General features: G+C 63.9%; 24 protein-coding genes. 10 read left to right on the top strand and 14 right to left on the bottom strand.

What is annotated here, in order from left to right:
* Positions 1-119 precede the first annotated feature (119 nt).
* The gene (locus ABE528_RS14505) at positions 120-1,046 is read right to left on the bottom strand and encodes a LysR substrate-binding domain-containing protein (RefSeq protein WP_346653326.1); all 927 of its coding nucleotides are present in this window, start codon (positions 1,044-1,046) and stop codon (positions 120-122) included.
* A 154-nt stretch (positions 1,047-1,200) separates the two neighbouring features.
* Between ABE528_RS14505 and ABE528_RS14510 the strand changes: the two genes are divergently transcribed.
* Entirely contained in the window at positions 1,201-2,583 is a 1,383-nt protein-coding gene (locus ABE528_RS14510) for a NorM family multidrug efflux MATE transporter (RefSeq protein WP_346653327.1), read from the top strand.
* Between the two features lie 41 nt (positions 2,584-2,624).
* Here the strand turns inward: ABE528_RS14510 and ABE528_RS14515 are convergent, their stop codons facing one another.
* Positions 2,625-4,292 (bottom strand): bifunctional diguanylate cyclase/phosphodiesterase, encoded by a 1,668-nt coding sequence (locus ABE528_RS14515; RefSeq protein WP_152959050.1) that lies wholly within the window; start codon positions 4,290-4,292, stop codon positions 2,625-2,627.
* Between the two features lie 300 nt (positions 4,293-4,592).
* Between ABE528_RS14515 and rep the strand changes: the two genes are divergently transcribed.
* Together rep and ABE528_RS14525 are read left to right on the top strand one after the other, a co-directional pair.
* Positions 4,593-6,602, top strand: coding sequence for a DNA helicase Rep (gene rep / locus ABE528_RS14520; RefSeq protein ID WP_346653328.1), 2,010 nt, complete (start codon positions 4,593-4,595; stop codon positions 6,600-6,602).
* A gap of 64 nt (positions 6,603-6,666) precedes the next feature.
* A complete protein-coding gene (locus ABE528_RS14525; RefSeq protein WP_346653329.1) occupies positions 6,667-7,239 on the top strand; it encodes a xanthine phosphoribosyltransferase in 573 nt (190 codons plus the stop codon).
* Between the two features lie 59 nt (positions 7,240-7,298).
* Here ABE528_RS14525 and ABE528_RS14530 read toward each other — a convergent pair whose 3' ends face one another.
* The 5 genes from ABE528_RS14530 to dadA all read right to left on the bottom strand — a co-directional run bounded on the left by ABE528_RS14530 (position 7,299) and on the right by dadA (position 13,034).
* The gene (locus ABE528_RS14530; protein WP_346653330.1) at positions 7,299-9,164 is read right to left on the bottom strand and encodes an acetyl-CoA hydrolase/transferase C-terminal domain-containing protein; all 1,866 of its coding nucleotides are present in this window, start codon (positions 9,162-9,164) and stop codon (positions 7,299-7,301) included.
* A 144-nt stretch (positions 9,165-9,308) separates the two neighbouring features.
* Positions 9,309-9,713, bottom strand: a complete 405-nt coding sequence (locus ABE528_RS14535; protein WP_152959102.1) for a c-type cytochrome — start codon at positions 9,711-9,713, stop codon at positions 9,309-9,311.
* Between the two features lie 154 nt (positions 9,714-9,867).
* Positions 9,868-10,416 (bottom strand): cupin domain-containing protein, encoded by a 549-nt coding sequence (locus ABE528_RS14540; RefSeq protein ID WP_152959047.1) that lies wholly within the window; start codon positions 10,414-10,416, stop codon positions 9,868-9,870.
* Between the two features lie 110 nt (positions 10,417-10,526).
* The gene (gene alr / locus ABE528_RS14545) at positions 10,527-11,600 is read right to left on the bottom strand and encodes an alanine racemase (RefSeq protein WP_346653331.1); all 1,074 of its coding nucleotides are present in this window, start codon (positions 11,598-11,600) and stop codon (positions 10,527-10,529) included.
* 129 nt (positions 11,601-11,729) lie between these two features.
* Entirely contained in the window at positions 11,730-13,034 is a 1,305-nt protein-coding gene (gene dadA, locus ABE528_RS14550; RefSeq protein WP_346653332.1) for a D-amino acid dehydrogenase, read from the bottom strand.
* Between the two features lie 153 nt (positions 13,035-13,187).
* On the opposite strand from dadA, the gene dadR reads away from it, so the two are divergent.
* Entirely contained in the window at positions 13,188-13,676 is a 489-nt protein-coding gene (gene dadR / locus ABE528_RS14555) for a transcriptional regulator DadR (RefSeq protein WP_003258963.1), read from the top strand.
* A gap of 2 nt (positions 13,677-13,678) precedes the next feature.
* Here the strand turns inward: dadR and ABE528_RS14560 are convergent, their stop codons facing one another.
* The gene (locus ABE528_RS14560) at positions 13,679-14,032 is read right to left on the bottom strand and encodes a YkgJ family cysteine cluster protein (RefSeq protein ID WP_110639854.1); all 354 of its coding nucleotides are present in this window, start codon (positions 14,030-14,032) and stop codon (positions 13,679-13,681) included.
* Positions 14,033-14,134: 102 nt separating this feature from the next.
* On the opposite strand from ABE528_RS14560, the gene ABE528_RS14565 reads away from it, so the two are divergent.
* Positions 14,135-15,427: an FAD-binding oxidoreductase gene (locus ABE528_RS14565; RefSeq protein WP_346653333.1), complete on the top strand. Its 1,293-nt coding sequence runs from the start codon at positions 14,135-14,137 to the stop codon at positions 15,425-15,427.
* 12 nt (positions 15,428-15,439) lie between these two features.
* Here ABE528_RS14565 and ABE528_RS14570 read toward each other — a convergent pair whose 3' ends face one another.
* Positions 15,440-15,670, bottom strand: a complete 231-nt coding sequence (locus tag ABE528_RS14570) for a DUF1127 domain-containing protein (RefSeq protein ID WP_152959043.1) — start codon at positions 15,668-15,670, stop codon at positions 15,440-15,442.
* Between the two features lie 179 nt (positions 15,671-15,849).
* Between ABE528_RS14570 and ABE528_RS14575 the strand changes: the two genes are divergently transcribed.
* Both ABE528_RS14575 and ABE528_RS14580 read left to right on the top strand, forming a co-directional pair.
* Positions 15,850-17,280 (top strand): PLP-dependent aminotransferase family protein, encoded by a 1,431-nt coding sequence (locus tag ABE528_RS14575; RefSeq protein WP_346653334.1) that lies wholly within the window; start codon positions 15,850-15,852, stop codon positions 17,278-17,280.
* Positions 17,281-17,340: 60 nt separating this feature from the next.
* Positions 17,341-18,897, top strand: coding sequence for a phospholipase D family protein (locus ABE528_RS14580; protein WP_346653335.1), 1,557 nt, complete (start codon positions 17,341-17,343; stop codon positions 18,895-18,897).
* Positions 18,898-18,899: 2 nt separating this feature from the next.
* Here the strand turns inward: ABE528_RS14580 and ABE528_RS14585 are convergent, their stop codons facing one another.
* Together ABE528_RS14585 and ABE528_RS14590 are read right to left on the bottom strand one after the other, a co-directional pair.
* On the bottom strand, positions 18,900-20,039 hold the full coding sequence (locus ABE528_RS14585; protein ID WP_346653336.1) for an MFS transporter: 1,140 nt from the start codon (positions 20,037-20,039) through the stop codon (positions 18,900-18,902).
* Between the two features lie 103 nt (positions 20,040-20,142).
* Positions 20,143-21,636: an aldehyde dehydrogenase gene (locus ABE528_RS14590; protein ID WP_060507675.1), complete on the bottom strand. Its 1,494-nt coding sequence runs from the start codon at positions 21,634-21,636 to the stop codon at positions 20,143-20,145.
* 190 nt (positions 21,637-21,826) lie between these two features.
* On the opposite strand from ABE528_RS14590, the gene ABE528_RS14595 reads away from it, so the two are divergent.
* Positions 21,827-22,186 carry a cupin domain-containing protein gene (locus ABE528_RS14595; RefSeq protein WP_152959040.1) on the top strand — a complete coding sequence of 120 codons (360 nt, stop codon included), beginning with the start codon at positions 21,827-21,829 and terminating at the stop codon, positions 22,184-22,186.
* 71 nt (positions 22,187-22,257) lie between these two features.
* Here the strand turns inward: ABE528_RS14595 and rpmG are convergent, their stop codons facing one another.
* Both rpmG and rpmB read right to left on the bottom strand, forming a co-directional pair.
* Complete coding sequence (gene rpmG / locus ABE528_RS14600; RefSeq protein ID WP_003253507.1) at positions 22,258-22,413, bottom strand: 50S ribosomal protein L33; 156 nt, start codon at positions 22,411-22,413, stop codon at positions 22,258-22,260.
* Positions 22,414-22,424: 11 nt separating this feature from the next.
* Positions 22,425-22,661, bottom strand: coding sequence for a 50S ribosomal protein L28 (gene rpmB, locus ABE528_RS14605; protein WP_003253504.1), 237 nt, complete (start codon positions 22,659-22,661; stop codon positions 22,425-22,427).
* Positions 22,662-23,022: 361 nt separating this feature from the next.
* Here rpmB and ABE528_RS14610 point away from each other — a divergent pair, with 361 nt between their 5' ends.
* Complete coding sequence (locus ABE528_RS14610; protein ID WP_346653337.1) at positions 23,023-24,612, top strand: ABC transporter substrate-binding protein; 1,590 nt, start codon at positions 23,023-23,025, stop codon at positions 24,610-24,612.
* 94 nt (positions 24,613-24,706) lie between these two features.
* Here the strand turns inward: ABE528_RS14610 and radC are convergent, their stop codons facing one another.
* Complete coding sequence (radC, locus tag ABE528_RS14615) at positions 24,707-25,387, bottom strand: DNA repair protein RadC (protein ID WP_346653338.1); 681 nt, start codon at positions 25,385-25,387, stop codon at positions 24,707-24,709.
* A gap of 129 nt (positions 25,388-25,516) precedes the next feature.
* Between radC and coaBC the strand changes: the two genes are divergently transcribed.
* Entirely contained in the window at positions 25,517-26,728 is a 1,212-nt protein-coding gene (gene coaBC / locus ABE528_RS14620) for a bifunctional phosphopantothenoylcysteine decarboxylase/phosphopantothenate--cysteine ligase CoaBC (RefSeq protein WP_054886763.1), read from the top strand.
* Positions 26,729-26,733 lie beyond the last annotated feature (5 nt).

The following is a 26,733-nucleotide window of genomic DNA, read 5'->3' on the forward strand; positions in this document are numbered from 1 at the left end:
GCGCGCCCTCTTCCGAGACGCTGGTACCACTAGATCGGCGTCGCACTTGAATACTTGAGTGTCGGACCGGGGTATTCGCAAACGTTTTCGCATTCCTGTACCGGCCCTGGCGCCGGCAGTCAGAGAGTCGGCAGGATTTCCACGGCGGGCAGATCTACCGCTGCGGCTTCTTCCTGCAGAAACACACTCAAGCGCCGCAACCGCTCGCCACCCGGCCGGGTCCGCGGCCACACCAGGTAATAATCCATGCCGCTGGGCACCGCCGTCGGCCAGGGCAAGCTCAGGCGCCCCTGAGCCACATCCTCGGCGACCATCAGCAGGTCGCCCATTGAAATGCCATACCCCCGCGCCGCCGCGATCATGCCCAGTTCCAGGGTGTCGAACACCTGCCCGCCCTTGAGCGACACCTTGTCGCTGAGCCCCATGCGCTCCAGCCATTCGCGCCAGTCACGCTTGTCGGGGGTGGGGTGCAGCAGCTCGATACCCGCCAGCCGCCGCTCATCCCACGGCCCCTCCTTCAACAGGTCTGGCGCGCCCACCGGGATCAACAGCTCGGAAAACAACCGACGCACCTCCCAGTCCGCCGGAAACACCCCGTCGCTGAGCAACACCGCGCAATCGAACGGCTCCTGGTTGAAGTCCACATGGTCGACATCCATCCAGGCGCTGGTCAGTTGCACCTCGTTGCCCGGCTGCAAATGGCGGAAACGGCTCAGCCGCGCCAGCAGCCAGCGCATGGTCAGGGTCGACGGCGCCTTCATGCGCAGGATGTCATCTTCCCCGCGCAAGGTATCGCAGGCGCGTTCCAGTGCAGCGAAGCCTTCGCGCACGCCGGGCAGCAGCACCCTGGCCGCCTCGGTCAGCTGCAGGCTGCGGCCGCTGCGCACGAATAGCCGGCAAGCGAAATGCTCTTCGAGGGTGCGGATATGCCGGCTGACCGCGCTCTGGGTAATCGACAGCTCTTCACCGGCACGGGTGAACGAACTCAGCCGCGCAGCCGCTTCGAATGCGCGCAGTGCATACAAGGGGGGCAGCTGACGGGACATGGGCACCTGGCATCCGGGGGTGGAATGGAATGCACAGAATCATACATACATGAGTTCAACTCATGCCAACCATCGCATTTATCCTTTTGTGCAAAGTTGACCGAAGCCTCAGAATCGTCCCTCGCTCACAGGATCAGGCACAAGGACTACACCCATGCATGTCGCGCCCACCACCGAACTCAAGGCTTTGCTGCGCCTGGCCGGGCCGCTGATCGCCTCGCAGTTGGCGCACATGCTGATGGTGCTCACCGACACCCTGATGATGGCCCGCATCAGCCCGCAGGCCCTGGCCGGCGGCGGGCTGGGCGCGGCGAGCTATTCGTTCGTGTCGATCTTCTGCCTGGGCGTGATCGCCGCGGTCGGTACGCTGGTGGCCATTCGCAAGGGCGCCAACGACATCGAGGGTGCTACCCGCCTTGCGCAGAACGGCCTGTGGCTGGCCTGGGGCCTGGCGCTGCTGGCAGCACTGGTGCTGTGGAACCTGAAGCCGGTGCTGTTGCTGTTCGGCCAGCAGCCGGAGAACGTCGACTCGGCCGCCGAGTTCCTCACCCTGCTGCCACTCGCCCTGCCCGGCTACCTGACTTTCATGGCCCTGCGCGGCTTCACCAGCGCGCTGGGGCGCTCGACCCCGGTGATGGTCATCAGCCTGGTTGGCACGGTGCTCAACTACCTGTTCAACGTCGCCCTGATCGAAGGCATGTTCGGCTTGCCCAAGCTGGGCCTGATGGGTATCGGCCTGGTCACTGCGGTGGTGTCGATGGGCATGGCCATCGCCCTGGCGCTCTACATCCGCTGGCACCCGGCCTATGCCGCCTACCCACTGCGCAAAGGGCTGTCGCGCCCTTCGCTGCCGGCCCTGCGCGAGCTGTGGCGGTTGGGCCTGCCGATTGGCGGCACCTACATGGTGGAAGTCGGGCTGTTCGCCTTCGCCGCGCTGTGCATGGGCGTGCTGGGCAGCACGCAACTGGCAGCGCACCAGATTGCCCTGCAGATCGTCTCCACCGCGTTCATGGTGCCGACCGGGCTGTCGTATGCGGTGACCATGCGTGTGGGCCTGTACTACGGCGCCGGCAACCTGTTGGCCGCACGCAGCGCCGGGCGGGTGGGGATCGGTTTCGGGGCAACAATCATGTTTGCCTTTGCGGCGTTGTTCCTGCTGATGCCGGAGGCGCTGGTGGGGCTGTTCATCGACCGTGACGACCCGGGCTTTACCGCGATCTATCAACTGGCGGTGCAGCTACTGATGGTGGCGGCGTGGTTCGAGCTGTTCGATGGCATGCAGACCATTGCCATGGGCTCGATCCGCGGCTTGAAGGACGCCAAGACCACGTTCCTGATCGGGCTGTGCTGCTACTGGTTGGTGGGAGCGCCGAGTGCCTGGCTGTTCACCTTTACCCTGGGTGGCGGGGCGGTGGGGGTATGGTGGGGGCTGGCGTTGGGGCTGGCCTGCGCGGCGGTGGCACTGACCATTGGCTTCGAGTGGCGGATGAAGCGGTTGCTGGGCAAGGCCGGGGTTGGGGCTGCTGTTTCGGCCTGACTTGAGGGCCCTTCGCGGCGTCGAACCGCCGCGAAGAGGCCCTAGAGGGCGACTTCGAGGGGGCGGTCAGACGCCTGCAGCAAGTAATCGATCAACTCCCCCACCGGCAGCGGCTTGCTGACCAGGAACCCTTGCACCTGGTCGCAGCCAAACCCGCGCAGCAAGTCCATCTGCTCCTGGCTTTCCACGCCTTCGGCCACCACTTCCAGGTTGAGGTTGTGCGCCAGGTTGATCATGGCGTGCACCAGCTTGCGGTTCTCTTCGCGCATTTCCATCCCGGCGACGAAGCTGCGGTCGACCTTGAGCAAGGTGATCGGCAAGCTGTTCAGGTGCACGAACGACGAGAAGCCGGTACCAAAGTCGTCCAGCGAGAAACGCACCCCCAGCCGCCCGAGGGCATCCATGGTCTGGCGCACCAGTTCGTTGCGGCGCATTACCGCGGTTTCGGTCAGTTCGAATTCCAGCCAACGGGCATCCACACCGTGCTCGATGATCAGCCGGCTCAGGGTGGCCAGCAACTGGCTGTCCTGGAACTGGCGGAAGCTCAGGTTCACCGCCATGTGCAGCGGCGCAAGCCCCTGCTCGCGCAGCGCCTGCATGTCGCGCAGGGCACGGGAAATCACCCAGTAGCCCAGCGGCACGATCAGCCCGCTCTGTTCGGCCAGCGGCACGAACTCGCTGGGCGGCAGCAGGCCGCGCTCGGCATGGCGCCAGCGCACCAGGGCCTCAAGGCCGACGATGCGCCCATCGGCCAGGTTCAGCCGCGGCTGGTAGTGCAGCTCCAGTTCGTCGCGGCGCAGCGCCCGGCGCAGCTCGCTTTCGAGGTCGGCCAGGCTGCGTGCATTGCGGTTGATGCGTTCGTTGAACACGTGGAAGGTGCAGCCCTGGCTACCCTTGGCCTGGCGCATGGCGATGTGCGCATGCCACATCAACGGGTCGGGCCCGCCCTGGGCACGGGCGTGGGCCAGGCCCAGGCTGCAGCCGAGCAACAGGCTTTCGCCATCAATCCAATAGGGTTCGGCCAGCGCCTCGACGATGCGTTCGGCAATCCATTCGGCGCGGTTGGCATCGCGGCGGGTGTCGATCAGCAGGGCGAATTCGTCGCTGCCCAGGCGCGCCAGCTGGTCACCGGCCTCCAGCTGCTGCTTGAGGCGCGCCACCACCTGCAGGATCAGGCGGTCGCCGCACTGATGGCCGAGGGCGTCATTGACATGGCGGAAGTTGTCCAGGTCCAGATGGCCGAGGGCCACGCCGCGGCCTTCGTTCTCTGCCAGGCGCGTGGTCAGCAGGGCCTGGAAACCCTGGCGATTGGCGATGCCGGTCAGTGGGTCCTGCTCGGCCAGGCGCTGCAAGGTGGCCACCAACACACCGCGCTCACGCACATGGCGCAACGAACGGCGCAGGGCATCGACGTTGAGCTGGTCGCGTACCAGCCAGTCACTGACGCCCGTGGGCGAAGTGTCTGGTTCATGGTCGAGCAGCAGGATGGTCGGCAGCTCACAGCGCCCAGGCGCGGGCTGCAACGCCGGCGTTGCCAGCACCACGGCCTGGCGGTCATTGCTGAACAGGGTATCGACCGCCGCCCAGTTCGGCGCGGTCAGCAGTACTGCGGTACCGTCCAGCGGTAGCAGACACTCGCGTAGCAAGGCGGCCCATTCCGGCTCATCAGCCAACAGCAGCAAACGCAGAGGTTCGACAGGCGTGGACAAGCGGGCTCCTTAAAGGCTCGAAAGGTATAGCGTTGGATGTCGGACATGCTACTGCATAAATGAAAATGATTTTCACTTTTAGACATATCCTTTGCCTACAGTGCCTCCCGTCGCATTTTGACGTGCATCCTGCGGGAAAGTCGTCCAACCGGCAATTACGATTTTTTCGGTGAATAGCATTAGTTTCGCTAATGCTTATCCCTGAACAAAAGTCTGACTCAAACGTCAGACGGTCGCGCCACAAGTGGCCCATGCCTGTTAGAATGCGCGGCTATTTTCTGGCGACCCCCGGTTTCTAGCATGTCCCGACTCAATCCCCGGCAACAGGAAGCCCGTGACTACGTCGGCGGCCCTCTATTGGTGCTCGCCGGTGCGGGCTCCGGCAAGACCAGCGTGATCACGCGCAAGATTGCCCACCTTATCCAGAACTGCGGTATCCGTGCTCAGTACATCGTGGCGATGACCTTCACCAACAAGGCCGCCCGCGAGATGAAGGAGCGGGTCGCCACCCTGTTGCGTCCGGGGGAAGGCCGGGGCCTGACGGTGTGCACGTTCCACAACCTGGGCCTGAACATCATCCGCAAGGAGCACCAGCACCTGGGCTACAAGCCAGGCTTCTCGATCTTCGACGAGTCCGACATCAAGGCGCTGCTGTCGGACATCATGCAGAAGGAATACTCCGGCGACGACGGCATCGACGAGATCAAGAACATGATCGGTGCCTGGAAGAACGACCTGATCCTGCCCGCCGAAGCCCTGGAAAAAGCGCGCAACCCGCGCGAGCAGACCGCCTCCATCGTCTACACCCACTACCAGCGCACGCTCAAGGCGTTCAACGCCGTGGACTTCGACGACCTGATTCTGCAACCGGTCAAGCTGTTCCAGGAGCATCCTGAAGTGCTGGAGCGCTGGCAGAACCGCGTGCGCTACCTGCTGGTGGACGAATACCAGGACACCAACGCCAGCCAGTACCTGCTGGTGAAGATGCTGATCGGCATGCGCAACCAGTTCACCGTGGTGGGCGATGACGACCAGTCGATCTACGCCTGGCGTGGCGCGCGCCCCGAGAACCTGATGCTGCTCAAGGAGGACTACCCCTCCCTGAAGATCGTCATGCTCGAACAGAACTACCGCTCCACCAGCCGTATCCTGCGCTGCGCCAACGTGCTGATCGCCAACAACCCGCACGCGTTTGAAAAGCAGCTGTGGAGCGAGATGGGCGTAGGCGACGAGATCCGCGTGATCCGCTGCAAGAACGAGGACGCCGAGGCCGAGCGCGTGGCCATGGAGATCCTCACCCTGCACCTGCGCACCAACCGCCCGTACAGCGACTTCGCCATCCTCTACCGCGGCAACTACCAGGCCAAGCTGATCGAACTGAAGCTGCAGCACCACCAGGTGCCGTATCGCCTGTCGGGCGGCAACAGCTTCTTCGGCCGCCAGGAGGTCAAGGACCTCATGGCCTACCTGCGCCTGCTGGTGAACCCGGACGACGACAACGCCTACCTGCGGGTGATCAACGTGCCGCGCCGGGAAATCGGCTCGACCACCCTGGAAAAGCTCGGCAACTACGCCACCGAGCGTGGCATCTCGATGTACGCCGCCAGCGAGGAGCTGGGCCTGGGCGAGCACCTGGATGCCCGCTACACCGAGCGCCTGCAGCGCTTCAAGCACTGGCTCGACGGGGTGCGCCACAAGGTCGCCCTGGAAGACCCGATTGCCGCGCTGCACGAGATGATCCGCGACATCGACTACGAGAACTGGATCCGCCAGCAGACCGCCAGCGACAAGGCGGCGGAGTTCCGCATCAGCAACGTCTGGTTCCTGGTCGAAGCGCTGAAGAACACCCTCGAGAAGGACGAAGAGGGTGACATGACCATCGAGGACGCCATCGGCAAGCTGGTGCTGCGCGACATGCTGGAGCGCCAGCAGGAAGAGGAAGAAAACGCCGAAGGTGTGCAGATGATGACCCTGCACGCCTCCAAGGGCCTGGAATTCCCTTACGTGTTCATCATGGGCATGGAGGAGGAAATCCTCCCCCACCGCTCCAGCATCGAGGCCGACACCATCGAAGAGGAACGCCGCCTGGCCTACGTGGGCATCACCCGCGCGCGCCAGACCCTGGCCTTCACCTTCGCCGCCAAGCGCAAGCAGTACGGCGAGATCATCGACTGCACGCCAAGCCGGTTCCTCGACGAACTGCCACCGGACGACCTGGCCTGGGAAGGCCTGGACGACGCGCCGGTCGAGGTGAAGGCCGCACGCGGCAACAACGCCCTGGCCGATATCCGGGCGATGCTCAAACGCTGATCAACCATTACTCTTTAACTCTGCCGCTTTTAGCGGCCACCTTTGTTACATCGAGGAATACACAGTGGAAGCACTGCATCAGAAGATTCGCGAAGAAGGCATCGTGCTTTCCGATCAGGTTCTCAAAGTCGACGCGTTTCTCAACCACCAGATCGACCCGGCGCTGATGCAGCTGATCGGTGACGAATTCGCCCGCGTGTTCGCCGATGCCGGCGTGACCAAGATCGTCACCATCGAAGCCTCGGGCATCGCCCCGGCGGTGATGACCGGCCTGAAGCTGGGCGTACCGGTGATCTTCGCGCGCAAGCACCAGTCGCTGACCCTGACCGAGAACCTGCTGACCGCCTCGGTGTACTCCTTCACCAAGCAGACCGAGAACACCGTGGCCATCTCGCCGCGCCATCTCAACAGCAGTGACCGCGTGCTGGTGATCGACGACTTCCTGGCCAACGGCAAGGCGTCGCAGGCGCTGATCTCGATCATCAAGCAGGCCGGTGCGACCGTTGCCGGCCTGGGCATCGTCATCGAGAAGTCGTTCCAGGGCGGCCGTGCCGAGCTGGACAGCCAGGGCTACCGCGTTGAATCGCTGGCCCGGGTGAAGTCGCTGGAAGGCGGTGTGGTCAGCTTCATCGAGTAAGCCCACACGCGATCTCTGTGGGAGCGGGTAAACCCACTCCCACAGAGGACGGTGTGCCTTCAGGTTGGTTTTGCGGCCTGCAAGCCCGCCAGCAACAACCGCTGGTAAAGCTCTTCCTTCAACCCCTTCGGCTTCTCCAGCTGCATCCGCACCAGGTGCGCCTCATACCCCTCCGGCCCCGGCGCTTCCAGTGCCGCCTTGCCAAGCTCCAACACTTCGCCCAGCTTGAACTTGCTCTTCAACCAGTTCAGCGCCCGCAACAGGTCGCGTTCCTCTGCCGTGAAATCCGTACCCAACGGATACTCCGGGAACAACCGCCCATGACGCGCCTTGATCGCTTCCAGCCGCTCAGGCGTATTGTCGGTAAACCGCGCATCCAGCTGAAAGTCGCGCGCCAGCTTGCCGGCACGCTTGGCCTGCTCCATCAATTCACCCTGGAACCGCGAATCACTCACCGCCAACAGCCGCGCAATCACTTCGCTGTCGGTCTGCCCACGCAGGTCGGCGATCCCGTACTCGGTCACCACGATATCGCGCAGGTGCCGGGGAATGGTGCAGTGGCCATAGTTCCAGAACAGGTTGGAAGTCACCTCACCACCCGCCTCACGCCAGCTGCGCAGCAGCAGGATCGAGCGCCCGCCCTCCAGCGCATGGCCCTGGGCGACGAAGTTGTACTGCCCGCCCACCCCGCTGAGCACCCGCCCGTCTTCCAGCTGGTCGGCTACCCCGGCGCCGAGCAGGGTCATGCCGAACACCGTGTTGACGAAGCGCGCATCGCGGCGCTGGCGGCGCTTGAGGTCTTCCTGCCCGTACAGTTCGTTGATGAAGCTGATGCGGGTCATGGCGAAACGGGCACGCTGCTCCAGCGGCATCTCGCGCAAACGCTGGTAGAACGCCTGCGGACCGAGGAAGAAGCCACCATGCACCAGCACACCTTGCTCATCCGCCGGGCGCCGCACCACACCCGCCTCGGCCAGCGCCAACAGGCCGTTGACGAACATTTCGCTGCAGCCGTACAAGCCTTGGGCAAAGGCCTCCAGCCCCCCTTCTCGCTCGATCAGCGCCTGCCAAGGGCCAACCTCCAGCTCGTCGAGCAAAGCCCGGTAGCCCTCGTTGTCGCCCTGGCGCGCCAGCAACGCTGCCGCCAGCGCATCACCCATGGCGCCAATGCCGATCTGCAGGGTGCCGCCATCGCGCACCAGCGAACTTGCATGCAAACCGATGCAGTGGTCCTGGGTGGTGACCGGCATATTCGGGGTAGAAAACAGCCGGCGCTGCTCCGCTTCGTCGATCAACAGGTCGAACGCATCAATCGGCAGCTCCGCATCGCCCGGCATGTAGGGCAACTCGCTGTGAACCTGGCCGAGCATGAGGATGGTTTCCCCTGCCGCACGCCGCTTGGCGATCATCGGCTGCAGGTCGAGGGTGATGTCGGGGTTGCAGGCCAGGCTCAGGTGAACGGGCTTGTCCGGCGTGGCAGCGACCAGCTGGGCGACCAGGTTCAGGCCCTTGGCGTTGATGTCACGCGCGGCGTGGCTGTAGTTGCTGCTGATGTAGTCCTGCTGGGCGGTTTCGCTGTGCAGCAGGCTGCCGGGTTGCATGAAGAACTGCTCGACGCGGATGTTCGGCGGCAGGCTGTCGTTGCGCAGGTCGGCGAGGTAGGTGAGCTCTTCGTAGTCGGCGAACACGCGCTTGACGAAGGGTTCAAGGAAGCGCCGTTGCAGGCCGTCGCCCAGGGGTGGGCAGCCCAGGGACAGGGCGGTATAGATGGTCAGTTGACGCTCAGGGAGTTCGCGGACCCGAGCGTACAATGCGTTGACGAACGCGTTGGGTTTGCCCAGGCCCAACGGCAGGCCCATGTGGATGTGGGCTGGCAGGCGGGAGAGAACATGCTCTACTGCCTGGTCGATGGAGCAGAGGTGCATCGGGGCCTCCTGAATCTTCCATGGGGTCAGGGGTTGGACATGGCCTCAAGGGGGTTGGTTGCTTTAGCCGCGAAAGGGCCGGCACAGGCAACCCAAAAACAAAGCCCGCCAAAGAAGGCGGGCCTTGTGCAATTCATCTGGGGCTCAAAGCCCGGACATCTTCTTGATGGCCCCTTTCAGGTCATCATCCGAGCAGTCCGCGCAGGTGCCCTTTGGCGGCATGGCGTTCAGGCCGGTAATAGCCTTGGCCAGAATCCCGTCCAGGCCGCCCTGATGGTCAGCGCGCTCTTTCCACGCGGCCGTATCGCCAATCTTCGGTGCCCCCAGCAAGCCGGTACCGTGGCAGGCGTTGCAATGCTTGGCAATCACCTCATCCGGGGTCTTGGCCCCACCGCCGCCTGCTGCGGCGGCCACTTCCATGCCCTTGCATTCCTGGCCCTGCACGCATACCTGGCCGACCGGCTCAAGGCGTTTGGCAAGCTCATCGTTGGTCGCTGCGGTTGCGCTCATTGCCCAAAGGGCGAATACGGCTGCTGGTACGGCCAGCATCTTCTTGATTTGGTTCACGCGAACACCCTCATGGTGGCTAATCACGCCCGCGGCCACGGTAATGCGAGCGTTGAAAAGTATAGCGGGAACCCGGAAACCGTGGAACGACCCTACTCAGGAAAGGGGTATTGCCGAAGCAATGCACTGCGCTGGATCAAAAGTTCGAAGGGGTAGCCGCGCTGATCAGCCGCGCAGGCGCGTCGAACGGGTTGCGGAAGCGGTGCGGGCGAGTGCTTTCGAAGTAATAACTGTCGCCCGCTTCGAGGACGAATATCTCGTTGCCCACCACCAGTTCGAGCTTGCCCTCGAGCAGGATGCCGGTTTCTTCACCATCATGGGTGAGCATCTCGGCGCCGGTGTCGGCACCCGGTGGATAGACCTCGGTGAGGAAGGCGATAGCGCGGTTGGGGTGCGACTTGCCGACCAGCTTCATGGTCACTGCGCCGTCGGAGATGTCGATCAGCTCATGGGCCTTGTAGACGATCTGTGCCGGGCTTTCGGCCTCCAGCTCCACCGAAAAGAATTCGACCATCGACATGGGGATGCCGCTAAGCACCTTGCGCAGCGAGCTGATCGAGGGGCTCACGCTGTTCTTCTCGATCATCGAGATGGTGCTGTTGGTCACCCCCGCGCGCTTGGCGAGTTCCCGCTGGGACAGGCCCTTGAGCTTGCGGATGGCTTGCAGTCGTTCGCCGACGTCCAAAGCTTGCGCCTCCTGAAACGGTGAGATGGCGGGGTGAATGTGAACGATATCATGGCAATGCCGTTCAGTATTTACAACACACCGCCCCTCAAGCTGTCCGCTTCGGCGCCTTATTCGCCGTAATAGTCCAGCGGCACGCGTTTCAGGTTGCAGAAGATCTGGTAGGGAATGGTCCCAGCCTGCATGGCCACATCACTGGCCAGCACCTGCTTGCCCCACAGCTCGACCGGGCTGCCGACAGTGGCTTCGGGCACGTCGGTGAGGTCGATGCAGAGCATGTCCATCGACACGCGGCCAATCAGCTGGCTACGCTTGCCGGCGACCATCACCGGCGTGCCAGTGGGCGCGTGGCGCGGGTAGCCGTCGGCATAGCCCATGGCGACCACACCAACGCGGGTCGGGCGCGGGCTGACGAACTTGGCACCGTAGCCTACCGGCTCACCGGTAGGCAACTCGCGCACGCTGATGACGCGCGATTGCAGGGTCATCACCGGCTGCAGGCGTGCGGCCTGGGGCTGGTCGGCTTCGAAAGGGCTGGCGCCGTACAGCATGATGCCTGGGCGCACCCAGTCGCTCGGGGCCTGCGGCCAGGCCAGTACGCCGGGCGAATTACGCAGGCTGCATTCGGCGGCCAGGCCTTCGCGGGCAGCGTTGAACACGGCGATCTGCTGGGCGGTGGCGTCGGCCTCCGGCTCGTCGGCGCGGGCAAAGTGGCTCATCAGCACGATGCGCGAAACCTTGCCGCTGGCCAGCAGGCGCTGGTAGGCGTTGTGGTAGTCCTTGGGGTGCAGGCCGACACGGTGCATGCCGCTGTCGAGCTTGAGCCAGATGGTCAGCGGCTTGTGCACCTGGGTCTGCTCGATGGCTTCGAGCTGCCACAGCGAATGCACCACACACCACAGGTCGTGCTCGGCGATCAGCGCCAGCTCGCTGGCTTCGAAAAAACCTTCAAGCAGCAGCACCGGGGCCTTGATGCCGGCGGCGCGCAACTCCAACGCTTCTTCGATGCAGGCCACAGCAAAGCCGTCGGCTTCGGGCTCCAGGGCCAGGGCACAACGCACGGCACCATGGCCGTAGGCGTCGGCCTTGACCACGGCAAGGGCCTTGGCACCGGACAGTTCACGGGCCAGGCGATAGTTATGGCGGAGGGCTTGCAGGTCGATCAGGGCGCGGGCGGGACGCATGGCGGCTGCCTTATGGTGATTCACAGGTTGAAAACGGTGTTGGGCTCTTCGCGGCTAAAGCCGCTCCTACAGGGATCGCACACACCTGTGGGAGCGGCTTTAGCCGCGAACAGGCCGGTACAGGCGACCTTACTGCTGGTGGGCAGGCGCGGCCTGGCCGTGCTTGGCGACTTCCGGGCTGTTGCCATACCGGGAGATGTCCAGGCCTTCGGCGCTGATCTGCGGCTTCTTGCGCGCAATCAGGTCGGCCAGCAGGCGGCCGGAACCGCACGCCATGGTCCAGCCCAACGTACCGTGACCGGTGTTGAGGAACAGGTTGCGGAACGCGGTGGCACCCACGATCGGCGTACCGTCCGGGGTCGCCGGGCGCAGGCCGGTCCAGAAGCTGGCCTGGCTCAGGTCGCCGCCGCGAGGATAAAGGTCGTTGACGATCATCTCCAGCGTTTCACGTCGACGCGGGTTCAGCGACAGGTCAAAACCGGCGATTTCAGCCATGCCGCCCACGCGGATGCGGTTGTCGAAACGGGTGATCGCAACCTTGTAGGTCTCGTCGAGAATGGTCGAGGTCGGCGCCATGTCGGCATTGGTGATCGGCACGGTCAGCGAGTAACCCTTGAGCGGATACACCGGAGCCTTGATGCCCAGTGGCTTGAGCATCTGCGGCGAGTAGCTGCCCAGGGCAAGCACATAGCGATCGGCGGTTTCCAGCTTGCCGTCGATCCATACGCCGTTGATGCGGTCACCGGCGAAGTCCAGGCGCTGGATGTCCTGACCGAAGCGGAATTCCACACCCAGATTCACGGCCATTTCAGCGAGCTTGGTGGTGAACAGCTGGCAGTCGCCGGTCTGGTCGTTGGGCAGGCGCAGGGCACCAGCAAGGATGTCTTTCACCCCGGCCAGGGCCGGTTCGACACGGGCGATGCCATCGCGGTCGAGCAGCTCGTAAGGCACGCCAGACTGTTCGAGCACGGCGATGTCTTTGGCCGCGGCGTCCACCTGGGCCTGGGTGCGGAACAGCTGGGTAGTACCCAGGCTACGGTTTTCGTAGGCAATACCGGTTTCGGCACGCAGCTCGTCGAGGCAGTCACGGCTGTACTCGGACAGGCGCACCATGCGCTCCTTGTTCACCGCGTAGCGGCTGGCGGTGCAGTTGCGCAGCATCTGCGCCATCCACAGGTACTGGTCGACATCACCGGTCAGCTTGATGGCCAGGGGCGCGTGGCGCTCCAGCAGCCACTTGATGGCTTTCAGCGGCACGCCTGGGGCGGCCCAGGGCGAGGCATAGCCGGGCGAGATCTGGCCTGCGTTGGCGAAGCTGGTTTCCAGGGCCACTGCCGGTTGGCGGTCGACCACGGTCACCTCGAAGCCTTGCCGGGCCAGATAATAGGCACTGGCGGTACCGATCACACCGCTACCAAGTACCAATACTCGCATCGTTCATCCCTCGCACGCGGCGCACCGCTATTTTGTTGATATGGCATTGATGCGCGCAGTATAAGAATCTGAGACCAGTGCAATTCACTATATAAAAGCCTATTATTGGCGAGAATTCTCGGCAAAATCGCCTTTCACGGAGGGGCATCCCCTATGAGAACCCAGCACCAGAGCAAGCGTGAACTGGACAAGATCGACCGCAACATCCTGCGCATCCTGCAGAATGACGGGCGAATTTCCTTCACCGAACTGGGCGAGAAAGTCGGGCTGTCCACCACCCCCTGCACCGAGCGCGTACGCCGCCTGGAGCGCGAGGGCATCATCATGGGCTACAACGCCCGGCTGAATCCGCAGCACCTCAAGGGCAGCCTGTTGGTGTTCGTGGAAATCAGCCTGGACTACAAGTCCGGCGACACCTTCGAGGAGTTCCGCCGTGCGGTGCTCAAGCTGCCCCATGTGCTGGAGTGCCACCTGGTGTCCGGCGACTTCGACTACCTGGTGAAAGCGCGCATTTCGGAAATGGCCTCGTACCGTAAGCTGCTCGGCGACATCCTGCTGAAACTGCCACACGTGCGCGAGTCGAAGAGCTACATCGTGATGGAAGAGGTGAAAGAGAGCCTCTGCCTGCCTATCCCGGACTGAGGCTAGACCAGCACCTGGCGAGTGCTGGCAATGAACTGGTGGACCAGTTGCTCGGCTTCGGGCTCGATCATCGGGTCCGGGCCACGACCGCGCGGGCAGGCCATGCGTGGCGTGGTGCCGAACAGGCGGCAGATCATCGGCCGTTCTTCATAGACGGTGCAGCCGTTGGGGCCCAGGTGCACGCAGTTGAGGTGCTCTAGCGCGGCGTCCTGTTCGGCCTGGGTCTTGCGCGGCAGGCGGGCCATCTCTTCGGACGAAGTGGTGACCGGGCCGCAGCAGTCGTGGCAGCCGGGCTCGCATTCGAATGAAGGAATGAGTTCGCGCAGGAAGTGGATCTTGTGACGGTTGCAGGACATGGCCGGATAAACAAATGAAATTTAAATCAGGCTGAATTATAAGGCCAATTATCAGGCCACGGCTTATTCTGCCACTTTCAACACAGCAACAGGACTTCGCCCATGATCCACAGCGCGCAGCACGCCGCCTCCTATTACGCCGCCAGCAGCGCGCCCCACCCGGACCATTCCTTCCTGCAAGGTGAGCACAGCGCTGACGTGTGTATCGTCGGCGGGGGCTATTCGGGGCTGAACACGGCCATCGAACTGGCCGAGCGCGGCTTCTCGGTGATCCTCCTGGAAGCGCGCAAGCTCGGCTGGGGCGCCAGCGGGCGCAATGGCGGCCAGCTGATTCGCGGCGTCGGCCACGGCCTGGAGCAGTTTGTTCCGGTGATCGGCGAGGAAGGCGTACGCAGCATGAGGCTGATGGGCCTGGAAGCGGTGGAGATCGTCCGCGAACGGGTCGAGCGCCACGCCATCGCCTGCGACCTGACCTGGGGCTACTGTGACCTGGCCAACAAACCCGACGAGCTGAAGGGCTTTGCCGAGGATGCCGATGAACTGCGCAGCCTGGGCTACCGCCACGAACTGCGCCTGGTCGGCAAGGACGACATGCACAGCGTGGTGGGCTCCGATAGCTATGTCGGCGGCCTGATCGACATGGGCTCGGGCCACCTGCACCCACTCAACCTGGCCCTGGGTGAGGCGGCTGTGGCCAGTCGCCTGGGCGTCAAGCTGTTCGAGCAGTCCGAGGTCACGCGCATCGACTACGGCCCTGAAGTGCAGGTGCACACCGCCCAGGGCCGGGTGCGGGCCAAGACCCTGGTGCTGTGCTGCAACGCCTACCACAACGACCTCAACCGCGAGCTGGGCGGCAAGGTGCTGCCAGCCGGCAGCTACATCATTGCCACCGAGCCACTCAGCGAAGAACGCGCCCATCAGTTGCTGCCGCAGAACATGGCCGTGTGCGACCAGCGCGTGGCGCTGGACTACTATCGCCTGTCGGCCGACCGCCGCCTGCTGTTCGGCGGTGCCTGCCACTATTCCGGGCGCGACCCCAAGGACATCGCGGCCTACATGCGGCCGAAGATGCTCAAGGTGTTCCCACAGCTGGCAGACGTGCGCATCGATTATCAGTGGGGCGGCATGATCGGCATTGGCGCCAACCGCCTGCCACAGGTCGGCCGCCTGGCCAGCCAGCCGAATGTCTATTACGCCCAGGCCTACTCGGGCCACGGCCTCAACGCCACCCACCTGGCCGCACGCCTGCTGGGCGAAGCCATCAGCGGCCAGGAAAGCGGGCGTTTCGACCTGTTCGCCAAGGTGCCGCACGTCACCTTCCCCGGCGGCAAGCACCTACGCTCGCCAATATTGGCCCTGGGGATGCTCTGGCATCGGCTCAAAGAGCTGGTTTGAGGCCCCGGATTCCTAGTCTCTCCAGAAGGGTTTGCGCCCCTCGGTACGCGCCTGCTCCCAGCTCAGCCCGATATCCCGCAGCTGCTCATCATCCAGCTGCAGCAGGGCCCGGCGGGTGTGCCAGCGATGCAGCATCAGCCCCCAACGCCCGAGCCCTGCCGGTGCGTTGAAAACCTTGGTCTGCTGCCCGGCGTCCAGTTCCTTGGCCAACAGTTGCAAGCGCACATCGCTCATGCCACCCATCGCTGCTCTCTCCCATTCAGTGTGTAACCGTAGAGAAAGCATGCGCGGCGACAGGCCCGGCAATACAGACCCAATACAGGCTTATTATTCCCATACAGAATTGGCCGTCTGACGCCTGAATGCTGTATTTTCCACGCAACTGTACTGGTCGCTTCCTACAAGAAGCGTAGGAGTATGCCGTGACCCTCTACCTGAACCTCGCCGAACTGCTCGGTGCGCGCATCGAACAAGGCCTCTACCGCCCCGGCCAACGCCTGCCATCGGTACGCGCCCTGAGCGTGGAGCACGGCGTCAGCCTGAGCACCGTACAGCAGGCCTACCGCATGCTCGAAGACAGCGGCATGGTCTCGCCACGCCCCAAGTCCGGCTACTTCGTCAGCGACCACCGCCACCTCCCTGCCCTGCCCGCAGTCAGCCGCCCGGCCCAACGCCCGGTGGATATCTCGCAATGGGAACAGGTACTCGAACTGATACGCAGCACCCCACGCCAGGACGTGATTCAGCTTGGCCGCGGCATGCCCGACATCGACAGCCCGACCCTCAAGCCGCTGCTGCGCAGCCTCGCCCAGCTGAGCCGGCGCCAGGATATGCCGGGCCTGTACTACGACAACATCCACGGCAACCTGGGCCTGCGCGAGCAGATCGCCCGGCTGATGCTCGACTCCGGCTGCCGTCTGGGCCCGGCCGACCTGGTGGTGACCACCGGCTGCCACGAGGCGCTGTCGTGCAGCATCCGCGCAGTGTGCGAGCCGGGCGATATCGTCGCGGTCGACTCGCCGAGCTTCCACGGTGCCATGCAGACCCTCAAGGGCCTGGGCATGAAGGCCCTGGAGATTCCTACCGACCCGGTCAGCGGTATCAGCCTCGAAGCCCTGGAGCTGGCGCTGGAGCAATGGCCGATCAAGCTCATCCAGATCACCCCGAGCTGCAACAACCCGCTCGGCTACATCATGCCCGAGGCGCGCAAGAAGGCCCTGCTGAGCCTGGCCCAGCGCTACGATGTGGCAATCCTCGAAGACGATGTGTATGGCGACCTGGCTTACACCTACCCACGCCCGCGCACCCTCAAGTCGTTCGATGATGACGGCCGCGTGCTGCTGTGCAGTTCGTTTTCCAAGACCCTCGCCCCGGGCCTGCGCATCGGCTGGGTCGCCCCCGGCCGCTACCTGGAACGGGTGCTGCACATGAAGTACATCAGCACTGGCAGCACCGCCAGCCAGCCGCAACTGGCGATCGCCGACTTCATCGCCGCCGGCCACTACCAGCCCCATGTGCGGCGCATGCGCAGCCAGTACCAGCGTGGCCGCGACCTGATGAGCGACTGGGTGACCCGGTATTTCCCGCCCGGCACTCGGGTCAGCCGGCCCCAGGGCGGCTTCATGCTGTGGGTGGAATTGCCCGAACATTTCGATACGCTGCGGCTGAACCGCGCTTTACTGGAGCAGGGTGTGCAGATTGCCGTGGGCAGCATCTTCTCGGCCTCGGGCAAGTTCCGCCATTGCCTGCGCATGAACTTCGCCGCGCGGCCAACGTCGCAGATCGAAGCGGCCGTGCGCAAGGTCGGTGAAACCGCCCTTCGTCTACTGGATGAAGACCACACCGAGGCGTAACTTTGCGCCGCCTTTCGTAGTCCAACCCGTTAGCGCTTTGCCGTACAGGACGATCCACCCTTGAGCCTCCAGCGAGCCTTGCCTCTGCTGCTGATGCTGCTGCTCGGCCTCAATGGCTGCGCCAGCGTCGGCACGCCCCGCGAAACCAGCCAGGCGCTACCCGCCAGCGAATCGGCCTTCGGCCGTTCGGTGCTGCGCCAGGCCGCGCCCTATGACGGGCGCTCAGGCTTTCGCCTGCTGCCCAACAGCAACGAGGCTTTCCGCGCCCGTGCCGAGTTGATCCGCAACGCCCAGGCGAGCATCGACCTGCAGTACTACATCGTCCACGATGGCCTGAGCACCCGCGCCCTGGTGCACGAACTGCTGCGTGCAGCCGACCGCGGCGTACGCGTGCGCATCCTGCTCGACGACACCACCAGTGATGGCCTGGACACCATCATGGGCACCCTCGATGCCCACCCGAATATCCAGATCCGCGTGTTCAACCCGTTGCACCTGGGGCGCAGTACCGGCGCGACACGTGCTGTCGGCCGCCTGTTCAACCTGTCGCGCCAGCACCGGCGCATGCACAACAAGTTGTTCCTGGTGGACAACAGCATGGCCATCGTCGGCGGGCGCAACCTGGGTGACGAGTACTTCGATGCCGAACCCAACCTCAATTTCACCGACATCGACCTGCTCGGTGTCGGCCCGGTGGCCGAGCAACTGGGGCACAGCTTCGACCAGTACTGGAACAGCGCCCTGAGCCGGCCGATCACCGACTTCCTCTGGCAACCCCCGGACGCCGACGACCTGCGCGCCAGCCGCCAGCGCCTGGAAGTATCCCTGGCCCAGGCGCGGGTCCAGCGCCAGGCTTTGTACGACCGGCTCATGTCCTATCAGACGCAGCCGCGCCTGGATGTATGGCGCAACGAGCTGATCTGGGCCCACGCCCAGGCACTATGGGATGCACCGAGCAAGGTGCTGGCCGAAGATGAGCCCGACCCACACTTGCTGCTGAGCCAGCAACTGGCACCGGACCTGGCCAGCGTGCAGCGCGAGCTGATCCTGATGTCGGCGTATTTCGTACCGGGCGAGCCGGGCCTGCTGTACCTGACCGGCCGGGCCGACGCCGGGGCTTCGGTGAAGTTGCTGACCAACTCGCTGGAGGCCACCGACGTGCCCGCGGTGCATGGCGGCTATGCACCCTACCGCCGTGCGCTGCTCGAGCACGGCGTACAGCTGTTCGAATTGCGTCGTCAGCCGGGTGACCCGACGCCAGCACGGTTGAGCTTCCATGGCAGCAGCTCCGACTCGAGCCTGCACACCAAGGCCATCGTGTTCGACCGGCGCAAGACCTTCATCGGCTCGTTCAACTTCGACCCCCGCTCGGTGCTGTGGAACACCGAGGTCGGCGTGCTGGTGGACAGCCCGGAGCTGGCCGAATACACCCGCGAGCTGGCCCAGCAGGGCATGGCGCCGGCGTTGAGCTATCAGGTGAAGCTGGTGGGCGACAAGCTGGTCTGGGCGACCGAGGACAATGGCCAACGGCTCATGCTGACCTCAGAGCCGGGTGGCATCTGGCGGCGGTTCAATGCCTGGATCAGCAAGGCCGTCGGCCTGGAGAAGATGTTGTAGGTTCAGGCCGAGGCTGGCTCGAACGCTCCGCGCCTGCGGGTCAGTACCACCAGGCCGGCCGCCCCCGCCGCCATCAGCCAGAGCAGTGCATGGCCACTGACCCACTGGCTCCCCGCGCCGGCCAGCAATGGGCCGAGCAGGCAACCGATACCCCATAGCTGCGCCACATGCGCATTCGCCCGCACCAAGGCATCATCGCGGTAGCGCTCGCCGATCAAAATCAGCGACAAGGTGAACAGGCCGCCGGCGCTGGCGCCGAACAACACCCACAGAGGCCAGATCACCGGCGTATCGAGCAGCAACGGAATCGCCAGGCTAGAAACCATCAAGGTCACCGCACAACCGGTGAACAGCGATTGCCGCGACATGTGGTCGGCCAGCGCCCCAATCGGCAGCTGCAGCACCGCATCGCCTACCACCACGGTGCTGACCATGAACAAGGCAATTTCGGTAGTGAAGCCCTGCTGCAGGCAATACACCGGCAACAGCGTCAGAATCATTGCCTCAAAGGCGGCGAACAAGGCGACAGCCCAGGCGATCACCGGCAAACGCCGGCAGAAGGCGAACAGGTCGCCGAAGGTCACGCTGCAGGCCTCGGTGCTCGGTGCACCACCGCGGCCCAACAACAGTAACGGCGCCAGCAGCAGCAGGCCGGTCGCGGCCCAGAAGCCGAAGTCATCGGCGGAACCGAGGAAGCCCAGCACCAGTGGCCCGGCCAGCTGGCTCAAGGCGTAGCTGCTACCGTACAGCGCCACCAGGCGACCGCGCCACTGCTCGACCACCAGCTGGTTGATCCAGCTTTCGCCAAGAATGAACACCACGGTCAGCGACATGCCGATGAGCAAACGCAGGGCCAGCCACAGTGGGTAGCTTGGCAGCAGCGCTACCAGGCCAATGGACAGCGCCCCACCCCACAGGCACAGGCGCATCGCCGAGGGTACGCCGACCCAGCCGGCCAGGCGGCTGGCCAGGCTGGCTCCGAGCAGCACGCCCAGCGCCGGCATCGCCGCCATCACACCGATGGCGAACCCACCGTAGCCCCAGGCCTCAAGGCGCAGAGACACCAGCGGCATGCTCACACCGAGCGCGAGCCCGACACTGAGCACCGACGCCAGCACGGCAAAGTAGGTTCCCCAACGCATTGCAGCCTCCCAGGCAGAATTCTTGAATAGCAGAAACGACGAAGCCGGGGCGGTTTGAGCCGCCCCGGCTATTGTTGGGGCCGCAATGCGGCCCCCACTGGATTTACAGCTTGATCCAGGTCGCTTTCAGCTCGGTGTACTTCTCCAGTGCGTGCAGCGACTTGTCACGGCCGTTGCCCGACTGCTTGAAGCCGCCGAACGGTGCGGTCATGTCGCCGCCGTCGTACTGGTTGACCCAGACGCTGCCAGCGCGCACGGCACGGGCGGTCTTGTGGGCCTTGGAGATGTCCGAGGTCCAGATGCCGGCGGCCAGGCCATACGGGGTGTCGTTGGCGATGGCGATGGCTTCTTCGGCGGTGTCGAAGGCGATCACCGACAGCACTGGGCCGAAGATTTCTTCCTGGGCGATGCGCATGGCGTTGGTCACGCCATCGAAGATGGTCGGCTCGACGTAGGTGCCGCCGGTCTCTTCCAGGGTGCGCTTGCCACCGGCCAGCAGCTTGGCGCCGTCCTTGTGGCCGGCGTCGATGTACGACAGTACGGTGTTCATCTGCTGAGTGTCGACCAGAGCACCGACGGTGGTCTGTGGGTCCAGCGGGTTGCCTGGCTTCCAGCCTTTGAGGGCCTCGACCACCATCGGCAGGAACTTGTCCTTGATCGAACGCTCGACCAGCAGACGGGACCCAGCGGTGCACACTTCGCCCTGGTTGAAGGCAATGGCGCTGGCGGCCGCTTCAGCAGCAGCTTGCAGGTCCGGGGCGTCGGCGAAGACGATGTTCGGGCTTTTGCCACCGGCTTCCAGCCAGATGCGCTTCATGTTCGATTCGCCCGCGTAAACCATCAGCTGCTTGGCGATCTTGGTGGAACCGGTGAACACCAGGGTGTCGACGTCCATGTGCAGGGCCAGGGCCTTGCCCACGGTGTGGCCGTAGCCTGGCAGCACGTTCAGCACACCCGCCGGGATACCGGCTTCGATCGCCAGCTGGGCGATGCGGATGGCGGTCAGCGGGGATTTTTCGGACGGTTTGAGCACCACCGAGTTACCGGTGGCAAGGGCCGGGCCGAGCTTCCAGCAGGCCATCAGCAGCGGGAAGTTCCACGGTACGATGGCACCGACCACGCCAACCGGCTCACGGGTGACCAGGCCGAGCTGGTCGTGCGGGGTCGGGGCGACTTCGTCGTAGACTTTGTCGATGGCTTCGGCAGTCCAGTGAATGGCTTGCGCCGCGCCCGGAATGTCGATGCTGGAGGAGTCGCCGATCGGCTTGCCCATGTCCAGGGTTTCCAGCAGCGCCAGCTCTTCCACGTTTTTACGCAGCAGGTCGGCGAAGCGGATCAGCTTGGCCTTGCGCTTGGCCGGGGCCAGCTGCGACCAGACGCCGGAATCGAAAGTAGCACGGGCGTTTTCCACGGCGCGGTTGGCGTCGGCCAGGTCGCAGCTGGCGACCTTGGCCAGGAAGCGTCCGTCGACCGGGCTCAGGCAGTCGAATGTTTCACCGGATGCGGCGTCGGTGTATTCGCCGTTGATGAAGGCGCGGCCTTCGATCTTCAGTTGCTGGGCACGTTGTTCCCAGTCCGCACGGGTCAGGGTGGTCATACGAAACTCCTCCTCTTGTTAGGAGCAGTACCGTACCGAGGAGTTACAGGTACTGCTGAAAATTCTGTCGAGATGAAGGCCAACAGATTGCCGACACCCTAAACCAGCTAGGGTAGACTATCAATATAATTGACGCTAAAAGAGAAAAAAGCTACTTACGTCCATTTTTTTTAACACGCAGGAGCCCGCTATGAGCATCAAGAGCATCATCGATTTCGCCCAGGTTCTCACCGAGGCCGAACGCTACCGCCCGGCGGCGGAAAAAATCCTCAAGGGCGAGCCGGACCAGGCTGTCTACAACCACTATTCCAGCCCATGCGGGCAGTTTGCCGCGGGCGTCTGGGAAGGCGAGGTGGGGCAGTGGACGGTGAACTACACCGAGCACGAATATTGCGAGATCGTGCAGGGCGTTTCGGTACTGCGCGACCAGGATGGCGGAGCCAAGACCCTGCGTACCGGCGATCGGTTTGTCATCCCGGCAGGCTTCAAGGGCACCTGGGAGGTGCTGGAACCGTGCCGCAAGATCTATGTGATGTTCGAGCAAAAATGACCTGAGCCCCGAACAGGCATAAAAAAACCCGCGTCCTCTCGGATGCGGGTTTTTTTCAGGTCGCCGATCAATTACTTGATCTTGGCTTCCTTGTACACCACGTGCTTGCGAACAACCGGATCATATTTCTTGATCTCGATTTTGTCCGGGGTGGTGCGCTTGTTCTTGTCGGTGGTGTAGAAGTGGCCGGTACCGGCACTCGAAACCAGACGGATCAATTCACGCATGATGTTCTCCCTTAAACCTTGGCGCCAGCTTTACGGATATCAACCAGAACGGCGTCGATGCCGCGCTTGTCAATGATACGCATGCCTTTGGCGGATACGCGCAGACGCACGAAACGCTTCTCGGATTCAACCCAGAAACGGTGGTGCTGCAGGTTCGGCAGGAAACGACGACGGGTTTTGTTGTTTGCGTGGGAAATGTTGTTCCCGGTTACTGGACCCTTACCAGTAACTTGACAGACTCTCGACATGACTCAGCCCTCTAAAACCACATGCCCAACCCGGCATGGGTTGGCCGCTTAATCTCTCAGTCTTTGGCGCCAGGCGCCGTGATTCTGGAGGTCTTACCGACCGGATTCGCTGATGCGACAGGCCGAGCCCCTAGAAAAGAGCGCTGCTTTATACCAGAAAGACTACGCCGCAACAACAGAAGATGAGCATTCGTGTGCTGCAAATTGCGCGAGAGCAGCATAGCGACTCGCCCGCCGCACTGTCGACCGCTCGTCGCCAAGCGGCTGAAAAAGAAGGTGGTCATTTCCGAAAACGCGCACTAGGGTAGGACGTTTCCAGACTGCGCCGGCAGATGGGCCATAGACCAGCCAAGGAGCCACGATGCGTGCTGCCGCCCTTTCCTTATTGTTCACCTCCCTGTTCGCCGCGGGCGTTGCCCAGGCCGCCCCGCTGAGCGTCTGCACCGAGGCCAGCCCCGAAGGCTTCGACGTGGTCCAGTACAACTCGCTGACCACCACCAACGCCTCTGCCGACGTGCTGATGAACCGCCTGGTCGAGTTTGACGCGGGCCAGGGCAAGGTGGTGCCGAGCCTGGCGCAGAGCTGGACGGTGTCGCCCGATGGCCTGACCTACGACTTCAAGCTGCGTGACGGGGTGAAGTTCCACACCACGCCATACTTCAAGCCTACCCGCGAACTGAACGCCGACGACGTGCTGTTCAGCTTCCAGCGCATGCTCTACCCCGCCCACGCCTGGCACAAGACTGCCCCGGGCGGCTACCCACATGCCCAGTCGCTGCAGCTGGACAAACTGATCGAGTCGATCGAGGCGCCCGAGCCGAACACCGTGCGCTTTACCCTGTCCCACGCCGACGCCACCTTCCTGGCCACCCTGAGCATGGGCTTCGCCTCGATCTACTCGGCCGAGTACGCCGACAAGCTGATGAAGGATGGCACCCCGGAGAAGCTCAACAGCCAACCGATCGGCACCGGCCCGTTCGTCTTCCAGCGCTTCCAGAAGGATGCCGTGGTGCGTTATCGCGCCAACCCGGATTACTTCGACGGCAAGCCGGCGGTCGACCCGCTGATCTTCGCCATCACCACCGACGCCAACGTGCGCCTGCAGAAGCTCAAGCGCAACGAATGCCAGGTGGCCCTGTCGCCCAAGCCGGTGGACATCGCCGAAGCTGGCAAGGACGGCAATCTCAAGGTCGCCACCACCCCGGCGTTCATGACCGCCTTTGTCGCCATCAACAGCGAGCACCCGCCGCTGGACAAGCCTGAAGTGCGCCAGGCGATCAACCTGGCCTTTGACAAGCAGGGCTACCTCAAGGCGGTGTTCGAAGACACCGCCACCGCCGCCAACGGCCCCTACCCGCCCAATACATGGAGCTACGCCAAGGACCTGCCTGGCTACCCGCTGAACCTGGCCAAGGCCAAGGCGTTGCTGGCCAAGGCCGGCCTGGCTGATGGCTTCAGCACGACCATCTGGACCCGGCCGTCGGGCAGCCTGCTCAACCCCAACCCGAGCCTGGGCGCACAGATGCTCCAGGCCGACCTGGCGAAGATCGGCATCAAGGCCGAGATCCGCGTGATCGAGTGGGGCGAGCTGATCCGCCGGGCCAAAGCTGGCGAGCATGATTTGCTGTTCATGGGCTGGGCCGGCGATAACGGCGACCCGGACAACTTCCTCAGCCCGCAGTTTTCCTGCGCGGCGGTGCAGTCGGGGACCAACTTCGCGCGCTTCTGCGACACCCGCCTGGACCAGCTGATCAGCGCCGGGCGTACCACCAACGACCAGAGCGTGCGCAGCCGGCTGTACCAGCAGGCGCAGACCTTGATCCAGCAGCAGGCGCTGTGGGTGCCGCTGGCGCATCCGACGGCGGCGACGCTGCTGCGCCAAGGGGTCGAGGGGTACCAGGTGAGTCCGTTCGGGCGGTTGGATTTCAGCAAGGTGTCGGCGAGCAAGTAAACCTGTTCCGGCCTCTTCGCGGGTCAACCCGCTCCCACAGGTATCGCGGTCCCTGTGGGAGGGGTTTGACCCGCGAAAGGGCAAATACGAAGACCTAAGCCACAATCCACCCCTGCTCGACCATCGACAGCGGCTCCCCGTCGCCAATGATGATGTGGTCCAGCACCCGCACATCGATCAGCGCCAACCCCCGTTTCAGCGACAGCGTCAGGTGCACATCATCCTGGCTCGGCTCACTGTTGCCCGAAGGGTGGTTGTGACACAGGATCAGCGCCGCCGCGTTGTGTTGCAGCGCCCGACGCACCACTTCTCGCGGGTAGACGCTCGCTCGGTCTATCGTGCCCCTGAACAGGATCTCGAACGCCAGTGGCCGGTGCTTGGAATCCAGAAACAAGCAGCCGAACACCTCACTGGATTCATGACGCAACATGGATTTCAGGTATCGCCGCACTGACGCCGGGCTCTCCAGAACCGGCTTGCGTTCGATGGACTCGTCCAGATAACGCCTGCCAATCTCCAGCAACGCCTGCAACTGCGCATATTTCACCGGCCCCAGCCCTGGCTCAAGCAGCACGGCCTCGCGGTCAGCCTCAAGAAACGGCCGGAGCCCACCAAAGCGCGCCAGAAGCCCCCGAGCCAGATCCAGCACATTGCACCCGGCAACCCCCGAGCCCAGCAATACGGCCAATAACTCGGCATCCGACAGCACCGCCGCCCCACGCCGCAACAATTTCTCCCTCGGCCGCTCTTCAGCCGGCCACTCCCTGATATTCATCCCCGCTCCCCTGCCCCTGCTGCGGCCCGTTTCGGCCCTGTGTTAATCTATTTCGCCTCGTACATGCGACGTTCTGCCGCAGGCATTTGCAAACGTCGCCGCCCGCTCTCACTGGAAAAAGGCAAGCCTATGCAGCGGCTGTATCGCAAGCGCATCGTTCTCGGCGTCGGAGGTGGCATTGCCGCCTACAAAAGTGCCGAGCTGATTCGCCGACTCCTGGAGCACGGCGCGCAGGTGCGCGTCGTCATGACCCGTGGTGGTGCCGAATTCATCACCCCGCTGACCCTGCAGGCGCTGTCCGGCCACCCGGTGCACATGGATCTGCTCGACCCTGCCGCCGAAGCGGCCATGGGCCACATCGAACTGGCCAAGTGGGCCGACCTGGTGCTGATCGCCCCGGCCACCGCCGACCTCATGGCGCGCCTGGCCCAGGGCATGGCCGACGACCTGCTGACCACCCTGGTGCTGGCCACCGACGCCACCGTGGCCGTGGCCCCGGCGATGAACCAGGCGATGTGGCGCGACCCGGCCACCCAGGCCAACCTTGACCTGCTCAAGAGCCGCGGCATCCAGGTGTTCGGCCCGGCCTCCGGCAGCCAGGCCTGTGGCGACGTGGGCCTGGGCCGCATGCTCGAAGCCACCGACCTGGCCTGGTGCGCCGCAGAAAGCTTCAAGCGCCAGGCGCTGACCGGCAAACACGTGCTGATTACCGCCGGCCCGACCCAGGAAAACATCGACCCGGTGCGCTACATCACCAATCATAGCTCCGGCAAGATGGGCTTCGCCCTGGCCGAAGCCGCCGCCGAAGCCGGTGCTCGGGTGACCCTCGTCACCGGCCCTGTGCACCTGCAGACGCCCGATCGCGTTCAGCGTATCGACGTAGTCAGCGCGCGGGACATGCTCGCAGCCTGTGAAGCCGCCATGCCGTGCGACCTGTTCATTGCTTCCGCAGCGGTCGCGGACTACCGCCCGGAGGTGGTCGCCCCGCAAAAGCTCAAGAAGGATCCTACGACCGGCGACGGCATGCTGCTGCAGATGGTGCGCAATCCCGATATCCTTGCCACCCTCGCTGGCCGCGCCGACCGCCCGTTCAGCGTCGGCTTCGCCGCCGAGACCGAACACTTGCTCGATTACGCCACGCGCAAGCTCAAGGACAAGAACCTCGACCTGATCGTCGCCAATGATGTGGCCAACCCCAGCATCGGCTTCAACAGCGAGGAGAACGCCCTGACCGTGATCGACCGCCAGCAGCACCAGACTCTCTTCGCGCAGACCAGCAAGGGCAAGATCGCCCGGCAACTGGTCGCCTTCATCGCCGAACGGCTCAATCAGGTTCAATAAGTTAC

The sequence above is a fragment of the Pseudomonas sp. TWI628 genome (genome assembly GCF_039673865.1).
GTDB lineage: Bacteria > Pseudomonadota > Gammaproteobacteria > Pseudomonadales > Pseudomonadaceae > Aquipseudomonas.

Coding starts and splice junctions, on each gene's coding strand:
- ABE528_RS14505 (WP_346653326.1), bottom strand. CDS start 1,046: ATGTCCCGTCAGCTGCCCCCCTTGTATGCACTGCGCGCATTCGAAGCG.
- ABE528_RS14510 (WP_346653327.1), top strand. CDS start 1,201: ATGCATGTCGCGCCCACCACCGAACTCAAGGCTTTGCTGCGCCTGGCC.
- rep (WP_346653328.1), top strand. CDS start 4,593: ATGTCCCGACTCAATCCCCGGCAACAGGAAGCCCGTGACTACGTCGGC.
- ABE528_RS14530 (WP_346653330.1), bottom strand. CDS start 9,164: ATGCACCTCTGCTCCATCGACCAGGCAGTAGAGCATGTTCTCTCCCGC.
- ABE528_RS14535 (WP_152959102.1), bottom strand. CDS start 9,713: ATGCTGGCCGTACCAGCAGCCGTATTCGCCCTTTGGGCAATGAGCGCA.
- alr (WP_346653331.1), bottom strand. CDS start 11,600: ATGCGTCCCGCCCGCGCCCTGATCGACCTGCAAGCCCTCCGCCATAAC.
- dadA (WP_346653332.1), bottom strand. CDS start 13,034: ATGCGAGTATTGGTACTTGGTAGCGGTGTGATCGGTACCGCCAGTGCC.
- dadR (WP_003258963.1), top strand. CDS start 13,188: ATGAGAACCCAGCACCAGAGCAAGCGTGAACTGGACAAGATCGACCGC.
- ABE528_RS14560 (WP_110639854.1), bottom strand. CDS start 14,032: ATGTCCTGCAACCGTCACAAGATCCACTTCCTGCGCGAACTCATTCCT.
- ABE528_RS14565 (WP_346653333.1), top strand. CDS start 14,135: ATGATCCACAGCGCGCAGCACGCCGCCTCCTATTACGCCGCCAGCAGC.
- ABE528_RS14570 (WP_152959043.1), bottom strand. CDS start 15,670: ATGGGTGGCATGAGCGATGTGCGCTTGCAACTGTTGGCCAAGGAACTG.
- ABE528_RS14585 (WP_346653336.1), bottom strand. CDS start 20,039: ATGCGTTGGGGAACCTACTTTGCCGTGCTGGCGTCGGTGCTCAGTGTC.
- ABE528_RS14590 (WP_060507675.1), bottom strand. CDS start 21,636: ATGACCACCCTGACCCGTGCGGACTGGGAACAACGTGCCCAGCAACTG.
- ABE528_RS14595 (WP_152959040.1), top strand. CDS start 21,827: ATGAGCATCAAGAGCATCATCGATTTCGCCCAGGTTCTCACCGAGGCC.
- rpmG (WP_003253507.1), bottom strand. CDS start 22,413: ATGCGTGAATTGATCCGTCTGGTTTCGAGTGCCGGTACCGGCCACTTC.
- rpmB (WP_003253504.1), bottom strand. CDS start 22,661: ATGTCGAGAGTCTGTCAAGTTACTGGTAAGGGTCCAGTAACCGGGAAC.
- ABE528_RS14610 (WP_346653337.1), top strand. CDS start 23,023: ATGCGTGCTGCCGCCCTTTCCTTATTGTTCACCTCCCTGTTCGCCGCG.
- radC (WP_346653338.1), bottom strand. CDS start 25,387: ATGAATATCAGGGAGTGGCCGGCTGAAGAGCGGCCGAGGGAGAAATTG.
- coaBC (WP_054886763.1), top strand. CDS start 25,517: ATGCAGCGGCTGTATCGCAAGCGCATCGTTCTCGGCGTCGGAGGTGGC.